The organism is Nostoc sp. C057 (genome assembly GCF_013393925.1).
GTDB classification, from domain to species: domain Bacteria; phylum Cyanobacteriota; class Cyanobacteriia; order Cyanobacteriales; family Nostocaceae; genus Nostoc; species Nostoc muscorum_A.
The window spans coordinates 174224-187142 of sequence record NZ_CP040281.1 but is presented as its reverse complement, the minus strand read 5'-3'; the positions used below and the strand labels follow the sequence as shown (position 1 = coordinate 187142).

Sequence of the window (12919 nt, the reverse complement as noted above, 5' to 3'; positions counted from 1 at the left end):
CCTTCAAATGGATTGGAAAACAGCATCTTCTTATTATGAGGCTCGTTTAAGTGAAGCCTTAAACGTACAGCGATACGCGGTTAATTTAGCTAATTTACCTCAAGCCGAAGTTCCCTCTCAACTAAAAGCAATACTCTTACAAGAAGCAGAACCAGCGCATCGTCAACTTGAAAGGCTGAAAAAGCGAGAGTTTCGCATTGCAGTTGTCGGTTTAGAAAAAGCGGGAAAAAGTACTTTTATTAATGCCTGGTTAGAATGCGATTTACTTCCAGCCAAAGGAGGAAGGTGTACATTTACAACAACGCAAATTTATTCAGTTGAAAATGACACCGAGCAAAAGCTTGAAGTACAAGCGAAAACAGAAGAACAATTTATCAATTTATTAAACGAGCTTGAAACAGCAAAAGCCCAAGAAGATATCAAAACTATCCGAGAGAATGAAATTACTTTGCAGCAAGTAAGAAGAGAAGGTAATCGTACTTTTCCATTTACTCGTTTAGACGATATTAGAGAATCGCTCAAAAAGTATGTAGCAGATGAAAAGTATGCTCATGCTGTTTTAGAAGCGAGACTTTATACTAACAAACTTGCCCAAGCTGAAGGTATTGTATTTTATGATGTTCCTGGTTTAGATTCAGGTTTAGCAAAGCACGTTGACGAAGCCAAGGAAATGCTGTCAGATTGCGATGCAGTAATATTAGTACAGCGCTTTACTAGCCTGAGAGAGAAAGAACTAGAAATCATCAAATTCACAGAACTTGGTGACAAAAATATTACCGTTGCTGATAAACTTTTTGTATTTTTAAGTCGTATTGACTCATTAGCTACTCCAGAAGCACTTAAAACTCATATTGAAGAAGCATCTCAAGATTGGCTTAAACGTGCCAAACTTCCACAGGAACGTATTATATATGGTTCTGCTGGAGCATATTTAGTTTTGAATGGATTAGCTGGAGAGCAGACAAAGCTAGAGATTGGTGACGCAAACAATATTCAAGCCCAGTTAAAAAGATTAACTGGAATTATTGATGAGGAAACTTTAAATAAGAAAGGTACTGGAATTCCAGAAATAAAAGAGAAAATATTTAATTATATTAATACTGAACGTGTATTCATCTTAAAAAAGAGATGCGAGGCTTCCATAAATACAATCTTCATTACCTCGGAAGAAATTTATAAATTAGTTAGCAAACGCTATCCTGAAAATCCTGAAGAAGCAAAACGATTTGAAGAAGACCGTAGACGAGTTTTGTTTAGCGAATGGTGGAATTATAGATGGGAAAAGAAGAAAGCTGATCTCCAACAGTTTTATGACTCTTCTGTTGCAAATAACTCTCTCGATAATTTAACCGAAAATTCTGCAACTAGCCTCGCCAAATTCAAAGAGAGATATCTACAAATTGTTGCCAGTGAAATCCAAAAACTGAAAGAAGAAGCATTTAGAAAAAAAGCTATTATCTTTGCTGCCAATTCATTCCCACAGTTTGACCGGATGAAAGCTAACTTCGCTTGGCGTGAAGATTTATATGGCGACATTAGCAAGCTTTTATCTTCCATAGCCCGACAACTTGCTATGGAATTGAAAGATGAGGCATTAAATTTAGTCGAATACATGACAACATTATTGTGGGGTAGTAAGCAAGTAAAAGAAAGATTAATTGATAAATCAGAAGAATACTTTTTATCTAATACCAATTTAATATGAAGCTGCATAGAATAAAGCTTCCAGGATAAAGTTGTAAGAAGAGACAGAAATTACCTGCTCAAAAGTAAGTTGGTCGAATATTTCTTGGATGCGCTCGCGTAAAGCTTGTAAAGAAGAAAAAAGTTGATTTTTGAGTGGTTTTTTGAGGAGTTGCCAAAGTCTTTCAATGGGATTGAGTTCAGGGGCTGAAGGTGGTTGAAACAAAGGAATAATATTTTCTGGCCAACGGAGTTTTGAACTTGTATGAGCCGGTGCTTGGTCAATCTGTAAAATTGCATAATCCGAGCCTAATTGCACAGATAGCCAGTCCAAAAACTGTTGAAAACACTCGCCATCTAGTTTTGGATATTCATAAAGAAAGTGGTCTCCAGTTAATGGTTCAATTGCACCATAAATCCAAAAGTTTTCCCTCGGCCATATCACCTTAACAGTGGGCTTGACTCCAAAAGCTGTAATCACTTTTCCTGTAAGAGTTTTGAGTCCAACCCTAGTTTCATCCTGGCACAGGTAGCGAACACACTTGCCGGGTGCTAAATGTTCTTCTAGACAATTGAGTATGATACCGAGTTTTTTTTAAACTCAGATACCAACTTTTCGTCCTGCTTATGGCTTTGAGGGCGAGGCACTTTTAGTTTTGCCCCCAATCGATATCGAACCCACGCATAAACCGTTGCATACTCTATATCTTGTCCATGTTCTTCTTTTAACCACTCAACTATTGCACCATAGCTACTAAAGCCTTTTCCTGTTTTTAACTCCTCCTCAAGTGCTGCGATCGCAGCATCATCGATTTTCCGTTTTGCTCCTGGTGCTTTTTTGATTTCTAATAAGCCTGATATCCCATCAGTTTTGTACTTCTGCAACCATCTCGTGACCGTTGAAGTATCTCTTGCCAAGCGTTTTCCAATATCTTGCTGCTCTTTAACCTGCCCGCTTTTTATCCACCACAGCATAATAAGCTTTTCTTTCTGGGTTCCTAAATTCGCTGTTTGTAAACGTTTTTTAAGTTCTTCTTCGCTCTCTGCGATTTCAATCTTAAAAGGGCGGCTCATGGTTCTTTTAATTTATCGAGTTTGTTTCCTCTATTATATGCAGCTTCATATTAAATTGGTATAAGCTAGAAAATAGCTTAAGCGTACTATTTTTACGTTTTGCTCGTCCAGTTGCAGAAGTATTAATTCGCGCTCCGCTTAATAGCGATGCCCGCGATAAAATTGCTAAGAGCCTTGGTGTAGATATTGAAATAGTCGATAACTATTACACGGGAGAAGAAGCCGCTTTTCAAGTCCTCAAAAGATATGCAAAATATGGTTATAAATTACTCTATAATCCTGAGACAAGACAACATATTCTAGGAATAAAAGGAATCGTAGCACCTATTATTAATGTTGCCACAAAAATTACTATAGATGTTTCCAGCGAATTTCAATCTCCCCAAGATGATGTAATATTTGAAGTCGAAAATGATATTAATGCTTTTGAAGAGTATTTGCGTGCTGCAATTTTTTAAGCATCAGGTTTTGAATCGTACTGTATTCAAGAACTCAAGGGCTTGATTGATAGTTTTAGAGAAAAGCAAGGCACATGGATGGGGGTTGCACTTAACGAATGGTTGCAAGAAAATCCACTTTTATTGGCAGAGATCCCACCAGAATTACGATCGCAAGAGTCTAACTTAGAAGTTAGCGATCGCTTGCGCCAATTATCTACTGCATTAAAAATCTCCATCACCTACTAGAACACAAGGCGCGATCGCCCTTGGGATTTACCTTAAAGCCTTTTAATAGCTTGCACTCTTCATTGCATCTGCGATCGCATGTAAAATTCACGTTATTTTACGAATGCGAATAGTTTTAGATGAAATAACAGTAAAAGCTCCTAATAATTCATCTGCGTGTTTATTAATGGCATTGGTAATAATTTCTGACTTATCATTCGGAGATAAACCGAATAACCGAATTAACACCACGCCTGCTGCAATTCTACGCAAACGGAAAACTAACTCACTAAAATCTTTATCTGATGTCAATAAAATTGCATCTTCATTATTAGCTAAGTTCAAAACTTCATCGTCAGGAATTCCTGGTTCCATTTCCACAACATACAAAACTTCGTGACCATCCAACCGCAGACGTTCAACGATTTGCCAATCTAAATTTTCGTCCCCTAAAAACTTCAAGAAGCTTTCTCAATCGTTGGATAAACCACATCATACCGCAAAGCTTGAGCCGCAAATGCCAAAGCTGCTTTAATTCCTTCATCGCTAAGTCGCGGATGCGCTTCTAGTATTTGCTCAGATGTTTCACCCGCAGCAAGCTTTTCGAGAATTAATTCAACTGTAATACGAGTTCCTGAAATGACAGGTTTGCCCATCATTATTTTTGGATCGGATACGATCTTTTGCATGAGTTAGGATTTTTTGGATAGATAATTAATATATATAACGCCTTTCGTCATTCTTTTTTATCACCTACCAGAACACAAGGCGCGATCGCCCCTGGTGTTGGTAAAACCATCGCTCTTCATCACCTTCTGATTAGTCTGCAAATAATCATGCAGCAAATCGCAACCCCGTGTTAGTAGTTTTTCCAGTTGGATATCTGCCAAATCTTGGAAAATCACTGTACCATTACCACTACCCGCAGCCAAAGTCTTACCGTCATTACTAAAACTGACGCTGGTTAACTCTTGCTTATCACCTTTCAAAGCAATCAGTAATGTCCCTTCGCGGTTCCAAATTCTCACTTTGTCATCACTGCTAGCTGCCAAAGTTTTACCATCGGGGCTAAAACTTACACTAATAAAACTATCGCCATCGCCTGCAAGAGTATTTAGCAGATGACCGTCTCTGTTCCAAATCTTCACGGTGCTATCAATACTAACTGAAGCAATTTCTTGACTATCAGGCGACCAAGCAACCCCATTTACCCGGCGGCTATGACCAATTAAGGTGTATAGCAATTTACCATCTAAACTCCATATTTTTACGGTTTTATCATCACTGGCTGAGGCTAGCAATTTACCATCTGGGCTAAAACTTACCCAATTTACTGCGTCTTTATGTCCTTCCAAGGTGTTGAGAAGCTTACCGTCTCGACTCCAAAGCTTTACTGTTTTATCTTTACTCGCCGAGGCAATTACTTGACTATTAGGCGACCAAGCTACACTCAAGACGGTACTATTATGACCTTGCAAGGTGTTGAGCAGTTTACCGTCAACACTCCAAAGCTTCACTGTTTGATCTTTACTAGCCGAAGCGATCGCTTGACCATCTGGACTGAAACTAACCCCCCAAACTTGACCCTGATGCCCTGTAAATATGCGGATTAGTTTACCTTCGCGGCTGAATAGTTTTACAGTTTTGTCTCGGCTCCCTGCTGCTAAGGTGCGATCGCCTGGGCTGAAACTGATGCTAGTTATCCAGTCATCATTATCGGCTTTGGGTTTTCGCAATAACACATCATCCCAATGCCAGAGTTTAATAGTTTTGTCCCGACTTGCAGAAGCTAGGGTGCGACCGTCTGGGCTGAAACTGACGCTGTTAACCCAATTATTATGTCCTTTCAGGGTTCCTAGCAGCACACCTTCAAAACTCCAAAGTTTGATTGTTTCGTCGGTACTTGCGGAAGCTATGGTATTACCATCACGGCTAAAACTGACGCTGGTAACTCCAGCACTATGACCTGATAGGGTTCGCAGTAATTTACCCTCTAGATTCCACAGTTTGATTGTCTGGTCTAAACTAGCTGAAGCGATCGCTTTCCCATCGGTTGACCAAGCTACACTTTTAACTGCATCCTCATGTCCCTGCAAGGTTTTGAGCAGCTTACCATCCCGACTCCACAATTTCACTGTCTTGTCAGCACTCCCAGAAGCAATAGTCTGTCCATCGGTTGACCAAGCAACGCTCAAAACTGCACCATCATGTCCTAGCAAGGTTTTGAGCAGTTTTCCATCCCGACTCCACAGTTTTACTGTCTTGTCTGTACTTGCAGAAGCAATAATCTGTCCATCTGGGCTAAAACTAGCACTATTCACTACACCTTGATGCCCTAATAGAGTCACAAGTAGTACACCCTCTCGACTCCAAAGTTTTACCGTTTTGTCTTGACTAGCGGAAGCAACAATTTGACCATCGGGGCTGAAACTGACGCTATTAACTACATCTTCATGCCCAGATAAGGTTTTGAACAAGCTACCATCGGGAAGCCAAAGTTTAATTGTAGTATCCGCGCTGGCTGAGGCAATTAAAGAACGGTCAGGGCTGAATGTAGCATTATTTACTCCAGATAGATGCCCTTCTAAGCGGTTATATTCTCTTAACCCAGAAACGGCTTGATAAAGCGCCGTCTGTACTTGCTCTCTTGTGTAGGAATCTACCCAAACTATTTGTTGTAATTTTCTTCCCGCCCTTAAAGCTTCTTTTAAAGAATCAATACCTTTTTGTGAGGCAAAGAGGGCTTCACTGGATGCACTAAGGGTTTTAATTTCACTATCTACTGCTGTTACTATGGAAACGCTTAATCCTAATATGGCAAGAATGGAAGCAGTTAGGGCAATTTTCAACGAACGATTTAATTGAGCTTCACTGAGCCTTTGTTTCTTTTGACTTTCTGCAAGTTTTGCTGTTAATTCTTTTTCTTTTAGTTCAGCTCGTAATTGCTCAATTTGTAACTGACTTAATTCTTCTCGCTTGTGTAATTCTCGCAATTCTGTTAATAAATCTAATCCTTGTTGAGGATAAGAATCTATTAATGTGGAACGCTGCGTTTTTTGGCTAAGTTCGCTCTTAAGTCGGTCAATTTCAGCTTTACTTTGTTCTACTTTGTGACGCAACTGATTTAGTTGTACCTGTAAACTCGATTCTTGTTGTTGTAAGTAGCGAATCAAGTCTACTAAATAATCGTGAATAAGTTGATAGCGTTCTGGTACATCAGGGAATAGTACTACCAAACCGGAGCTTACTAAAATGTCTAATACTAACTCTAATTTGCTGGCATCTTCTAATTCTGCTAGCTGCGCCGCTAATTCAGCACGAGTTTTAAATGGTCGGTTGTTACTTTCATCTGTTAATAAATATAAAACGAGTAACGCGGCTCGTTCATTTTCTGGGCCGCAGTCTTTAATCAGTTCCTTAAGATATCGCTCGATGAGTTTGTTGGGCCTATATGGCTGATATTCTTCTAGAGTAGTAATGCGTTCATCTTGAATTTGCGCTCCCACAACTTGCAATTCAATGGGGCGGACTTCTCCAAATTCTGTGGATAAATCTTCGATTAAGGCATCGATTAAGGCAGGTTCTAAATTAAACTGCGATCGCTCGGTCAATTTTTGAATAATTGCTTTAGCATATTCTGGCGAAAAATTATTCAACTGGTAGCGAATATGCTTGTCGAGAATATTATTATTAATCGCTTCCAGTGCCGAAAGATGTTTAAAATCTAACAAACGATGTAAGTAATCTTCTCGCAAGGAAAGGATAACTTTGACAAAGGGGATATTCAGACAATCACTAATAAACTTATCAAATTCTTGCTTCTGCTTGCGATCGCTATAACCAAAGAAAAATTCTTCAAACTGGTCAAAAATTAAAACTGTGATCAGGTGGTTATCAGCATTTTGTTTGAGTTGTTGTAAAATTCTGACGATGGTGATGGGTGTAGGAGAGTAGGGCAAAATCTCCGCCGCTTCAATGGTTGCTTCTAGATTAATATCAGCGTAGACGGCAAGGGATGCGTCACTAAACATCGCTTCACTTAAAGATTTCTCTAATTCCCGCGCCCAATCGGTATAAACTTGCAATACTACAGGCACGGCTATTTGATCGCCAATAGCTCGATTTTGCAGTGCTGGAACTAAACCAGCAGTGACAATAGAACTCTTACCTACCCCTGATTGACCGTGAATCACCGTCAGCTTTTGATCGGCGCGGCTAATTCTCCCAATTAAGTTATTAATATCACGCTCCCGACCAGAAGCCGCAATTTCTAAAGCAACACTGCTACTCCCAGAATGTGACATCAATGCTGGGTTTGTCGCCTGTCTTTGGGGTTGCAAGCGTCCTGCACCAATAAAAGCCCGAAAACCATACTGTTGCTCAACAGAACGCCGTTTTTGCCGAATGTAATAGGCTTCCAGATAGCGCCCTTCTTCAAAGTATAGCGATCGCAGTGTCCGCAATAAGCGAATATAACGATGGGCATCGTATTGATGGGCACTGCTTTCTAAAGCTGCTGGCAATTCTTTTGTTGCTTTTTCTAAGTATTCATGAGCGATTACTAGCTCAACCAAATTTCTCTGTGCTTTCGCTAACACTAAATAGTAAATTTGCGCTAACAGTAAGGGAAATAAGCAGTTATAAGGGTCGTTATGCTTTTGGGCTTCACCTAATTTCAGCAGCGATACATGGGCTAATATACTCGCCTGTACCCACCGCGACTGCTGCACAGCCACTTGTGCGAGAAAACCGTAGTCACAAGCTAATTGAATTTGACTACCATAAGTTTGATGCAACTCCAGAGACTTTTGAGCAACAGTCTGCAATTCTTCCCACTCTTGCAGATATTGCAAAACTTCAGCGAGTTGACTAATAAACCCAGCAACTATATCTAAACGTCCAGCCACCTGTAAAACATTCAAACATTGCTGAAAATAAGATTTAGCTGTGTACCAATGACGACGATTTTCTGTTTGATTTTGCTCTGCGAAACGGCAATAACATAGCCCAATATAAAACAGCAAGATTCCCTGTCGCAGAGGTAGCGGCGATGGCCGACTAGGAGGCGCAGACGAAGAAAATACCCTCTCATCTCCCCCTGCCCCCCTGCCCCTCTGCCTCCCTGCTCCCCTGCTCCCCTGCTCCCCTGCCTCCCCTATTTCCTCCAACTTTTGCCAAACTTGTAAGCTTTGCTGAAAATGGCTTAAAGCTGTACTGATGCGATCGCTAATATAATTATCTAGACCAAAAACAAACTCTAAACTAGCGTGTAATTCTGGCTCTAAGGTAATCCCACGATTGTGCAACTCTTCAATAGCAAAGTGGAGTTCATAGCTATTTTTCCAGACTTGCTCCACAGTGAAATAATGCTTGGCAACTTGAGGAGGTTGGTGTTGTCCAGCATCGCTTGGTAACACCGTGGCAAATAAAGCGTCCGTTTCCTGTTGCAAAAATTGCCGTAATGATTGAGTTGTCATCTCAAACCGAATCGGTGTAGCCGCCCAACTCGCAAAATCTGGTGCTAAACGGACTACCTTTTGCAACACTTCTTCATTCACCCACATAATCATCGGGAATGGGTGGCGTTTGCGAAATTCATCACGAATATGATTGATAGACCTCAGTAAATCGTCAATTCCATCTACTGACTCCAAACCCAAAATCATCAACGCTGATGGCGGATTATCTTCAGTTACCAGTTGTAAATGAATACTTGTGTAAAGACTTCTAGCATTATGCGGCAGAATTACTTTTTGAATATGGTGTACTCCTGAAGAGAGTTCTTCGAGTCGTTGCAGCATAAGTTCTTGCAAAACTCGATAATTGCAGCACACCAAAACTAGGGAAAACTGACCGCTAGAAAGGGCAATTGCTCTCCCCAAACTGCGTAAAGCTCGCTCATTAGCCGCTCTTATATCTGCTTGTGGGTGTCGTTCAACCATGATTTAAATTTTTCCGTCTCTGCTAAAACTGGGTTGACGGCAAACCAAGCTCCCTGATGATCTCGGTATTCAAATACAAATAAACTTCGCAATAAAGTGTGGTATTCTATATCACCTCTAACTCTCTGCTGTTGCACCACCTGAAAGATTAATTCCCACTCATGAGGATCGATAGCGTTAGCTCGGTAATCTCGCTGTCTTTGAATCACCAAATCAACACACTCCCGCTCAAAAGGTGGATCTTGTTCTCGCAGACAGTCAAACAGTAACCCTAGCAAGTCGCGGACATGACCACCACTAATCAAGCACAACCGATCTAAGGTTTCCAAACTATCAAACACCTCTGTAATTAAGCCTAACCGATTGCTAGGTAAAATGTCTGGGAAAGCTCTAGCTAGTACCATTTGCCGCAACAGTGCTAGCCCTTGAGGAAAAATCTCTCCAGAGCGCAGACGTACAGGTATCATCGGTAACATTTTTGGTGCAACTCCTCCCCCCAAACGATGTTGAAGTTCGGCGCTATCGTTGGAGAAAGTCAGAGCTAAAGGAATAGTGTAGACTACATGGCAATTTAGTTTGCGTAACTGTTCACCACGCTGAATAAATAAGTATTCTGGCAGCGATCGCCCCGATGGTAAAGGTCGAATTGCAACTCTATCCAGGTTATCAACAATAACCACCAGTCCTTTTTTACCTCTGGTTTTTAGTTCCCTGATGGCACGTTCTAGCAATTCTTGATTAATTGACTGTAAAATATTTGCTGTTCGCGGTTCTAAATAATCTCTTAACCGCCGCCGCAATTGCGGACTTTCTTTAGTTTTGGCTGTAATTTTGGCAATTCCCACAGACAACTCTGCTTCTACCCCCAGGTCAATTGGTGTTTGCAGAAAATCTACAATTTCACCAAACAACTTGGTAAAATAAGCAGGTTTGAGCCTAATTTTCATGGCTTCTAGGCTTTCACTTACTTGGCCTGCGATCGCCAACAAAATATCAGTCACATCCACATCTGCCATTTCTAAGACATGGGTAGACTCAAAGTAAACTACATGAAATTGCTGCGCTTCTAATTCAGCTTTGAGGCGCAACAACTCCGTTGATTTTCCACAGCCGAGATGTCCGGTAAATAGCTGACAAGTTGGTTCATCGGGCGATATTTTAGCGATCGTGCGCTGCAAAGCTTCGATGATTTTGCCACCCCGCACCGCAGCAAAATCGATATAGTACCTGCGATCGCTGGCGTTTCCTATGATTAGAGGTCTGCTCGGATTGCAAGCCTGATAAAATCTTTCTAAATCTAGGAGCATAACTAATCAAGTTCACTCAAGAATGGGGATGACAAAATTTACTGAATAAATATATTGATTTTAGGAAATTTATGCTTTATTTTAATCAAACTACTAACTAAACTAGCAGAATTTCGGTTAATTGTTTGTACATAAGTTAGATGTAGCACATAGTAATGCTGAGATTTTAGTTAAAGTAAGCAAAAATACTACTATAAGTACAAATAGCAAAATTATCTAATATTCAATAAGCTCATCTTATCAATATTAAAAATATCCAACATAAAAAAAGGTACTGTGAAGTACAATCTTGTAGCTCTCTTGAACTGGTCATCAGCTTGAATTATTAAAGAACTTTTATCATTTTTGCGAGAGAATAATCTACAATCCTTGCAACATAAGACTTTTAGCAAAAACATTGGTTAATTACAACTTCAATTTAGAGTTAATTTTTGACTAGATTCTGCCTCTAGTTACAAAAATAACGATTTTATTGATGACGAGAAGAATTTTGTTGATGACAAGAACGATTTTATTGATGACGAGAACGATTTTGTTGATGACAAGAACGATTTTATTGAATAAAAGCATAATTTTATTGATGAAAACCATGCTTTTATTCATGACAGCTTTTAAATTCAGAGTGACTAGGGCATGTTTTCAAAGTCTTAGATCCCCCCAACCCACCTTATAAAAGTCAGTGGGGCCAAAAATCTCTTCAAGTCCCCCTTTTTAAGGGGGATTTAGGGGGATCTAAAAAATTAGGAGGCTAAACGAGTAGTTTGAAAACACGCCCTACCCCTGAAGTATTGACGATCGCTAATCTACAATCCCATTGAGTATAAAATTATCTGGTCATGTAGCTTATCAGGCAAAATATGCTTTAGCACCGCTCCGAGTTTGGCATCTGAGCCAACCAGATAGCGCGTCTTGGGTTGCTTTGCAGTAAGCGCATGAACAACAGTCTGAGCGACAATATCCGCAGAAATTCCCTTAGATGCGAGAATCTGCATTTTCTTGCGGACAATATTCATTGCTTGACCGTAGAGATTTTGTGCCGATTGTGGTAAGTCATGCTGTGCTACCTCAGATTGACTTAGGGACTTTTCCCAAATTGGGGTAGCAATGGAACCAGGTTCAATAATTGAAACCGAGATTCCCCAAGGACGTAATTCCATCCGCATGACATCAGTGAGTGCTTCCAAGGCAAACTTAGAAGCATTGTAAGCTCCTAAGAACGGCGTAGGACTCCTACCAGCAATGGAACCCATATTGATAATTCGGCCCCGACTTTGGCGTAAAAGACCAAGAAATGCTTGTGTCACCGCTAATTGTCCGGTGACATTAACCTGCATCTGGTGTTGAAATTCTGCGATCGCTAATAATTCTAAAGGCCCAGGGATAGCAATTCCGGCATTATTTACTAAACCTAAAATTCCAGTACCACCGACTTCATTTGTTACCTTATCAACCGCAGATGCGATCGATTCAGCATCAGTAACATCTAAAAAAATTGGAATGAGTCTTGGTGATCCTTTCTGCTTAAGTGTTTGAGCATCAATATCTTGACGCACGCCAGCAAAAACAGAGAAGCCCAACTGATCTAAAAGCAAAGCACACGCTTGGCCAATTCCTGTTGATGCTCCCGTAACCACCACTGTACGTTGATGTTCTACAACCATTAATTTTCTTTTTTTATAATTTGGACTACGAATCACCAATTCCCAATACTTCTCTACAAGAGGCTGCGCCAAGGACTGCGCTCAGTACAAGTTCCCAATTCCCAATTTCCCATTCCCAATTGGCAATTCCCAATTAATATCAATCTTTGCAAGTACCAAACCGAAGACAATCTTCAGTTTGGTCATCTCTAGCTGATATTTGCCAAGGTAATATGCGTGACGGAGCATTTGTACTGTAAGCAATTAGAGCAGCTATTATCGGAGGCTGGTTTTTGACAATTGTCACATCACTACTAAGACTATTACTTAGTCCAACATTGTATAAATAAACAGGCAATGCCATCATGACAATGCAAATTGTCCGTTTCATACTCAACCTCAGCTAAAAATTTCCGATTGCGCTATGTATGTATAGATGCCACCTTGATGAACCGGATTTTTAAAACTGAGTATTATATGTTGATGTTGTGTGAATTTACCCAGCGCTACTAGTGGTCTGTCTCATTAAATTTGAGGGGTAAATACGCTTGTAGTGAGGACTTTAGTCCCCAAATATTCAAGCACTAAAGTGCTTACTACAAACCTAG

At 40.3% G+C, this 12919-nt stretch carries 10 protein-coding genes; 2 read left to right on the top strand and 8 right to left on the bottom strand.

Annotated elements, in window-relative coordinates; genetic code table 11:
- Window positions 1-7 precede the first annotated feature (7 nt).
- Window positions 8-1705 carry a dynamin family protein gene (locus tag FD724_RS00680; RefSeq protein WP_179071245.1) on the top strand — a complete coding sequence of 566 codons (1698 nt, stop codon included), beginning with the start codon at window positions 8-10 and terminating at the stop codon, window positions 1703-1705.
- Here the strand turns inward: FD724_RS00680 and FD724_RS00675 are convergent.
- Both FD724_RS00675 and FD724_RS00670 read right to left on the bottom strand, forming a co-directional pair.
- A complete protein-coding gene (locus tag FD724_RS00675; RefSeq protein WP_256874584.1) occupies window positions 1697-2212 on the bottom strand; it encodes an IS630 family transposase in 516 nt (171 codons plus the stop codon). The two genes, FD724_RS00680 and FD724_RS00675, sit on opposite strands and share 9 nt — an antisense overlap.
- Window positions 2213-2247: 35 nt before the next feature.
- The gene (locus FD724_RS00670; protein ID WP_179071244.1) at window positions 2248-2757 is read right to left on the bottom strand and encodes a helix-turn-helix domain-containing protein; all 510 of its coding nucleotides are present in this window, start codon (window positions 2755-2757) and stop codon (window positions 2248-2250) included.
- A 500-nt stretch (window positions 2758-3257) separates the two neighbouring features.
- Here FD724_RS00670 and FD724_RS40500 point away from each other — a divergent pair, with 500 nt between their 5' ends.
- Window positions 3258-3443: a hypothetical protein gene (locus FD724_RS40500; RefSeq protein ID WP_256874413.1), complete on the top strand. Its 186-nt coding sequence runs from the start codon at window positions 3258-3260 to the stop codon at window positions 3441-3443.
- An 87-nt stretch (window positions 3444-3530) separates the two neighbouring features.
- Here FD724_RS40500 and FD724_RS00660 read toward each other — a convergent pair whose 3' ends face one another.
- The 6 genes from FD724_RS00660 to FD724_RS00635 form a co-directional block, all read right to left on the bottom strand.
- Window positions 3531-3884 carry a DUF5615 family PIN-like protein gene (locus tag FD724_RS00660; protein ID WP_179071243.1) on the bottom strand — a complete coding sequence of 118 codons (354 nt, stop codon included), beginning with the start codon at window positions 3882-3884 and terminating at the stop codon, window positions 3531-3533.
- A complete protein-coding gene (locus FD724_RS00655) occupies window positions 3881-4111 on the bottom strand; it encodes a DUF433 domain-containing protein (protein ID WP_179071242.1) in 231 nt (76 codons plus the stop codon). The genes FD724_RS00660 and FD724_RS00655 overlap by 4 nt, the downstream gene beginning before the upstream one ends.
- Window positions 4112-4171: 60 nt before the next feature.
- Window positions 4172-9364, bottom strand: coding sequence for a hypothetical protein (locus FD724_RS00650; RefSeq protein WP_179071241.1), 5193 nt, complete (start codon window positions 9362-9364; stop codon window positions 4172-4174).
- The gene (locus tag FD724_RS00645; RefSeq protein WP_179071240.1) at window positions 9334-10671 is read right to left on the bottom strand and encodes a P-loop NTPase fold protein; all 1338 of its coding nucleotides are present in this window, start codon (window positions 10669-10671) and stop codon (window positions 9334-9336) included. Before FD724_RS00645 ends, FD724_RS00650 begins: the two co-directional genes overlap by 31 nt.
- Before the next feature lie 803 nt (window positions 10672-11474).
- Window positions 11475-12404 (bottom strand): SDR family oxidoreductase, encoded by a 930-nt coding sequence (locus FD724_RS00640; protein ID WP_256874412.1) that lies wholly within the window; start codon window positions 12402-12404, stop codon window positions 11475-11477.
- A gap of 67 nt (window positions 12405-12471) precedes the next feature.
- Window positions 12472-12702 (bottom strand): hypothetical protein, encoded by a 231-nt coding sequence (locus tag FD724_RS00635; protein WP_179071239.1) that lies wholly within the window; start codon window positions 12700-12702, stop codon window positions 12472-12474.
- Between the last annotated feature and the right edge of the window lie 217 nt (window positions 12703-12919).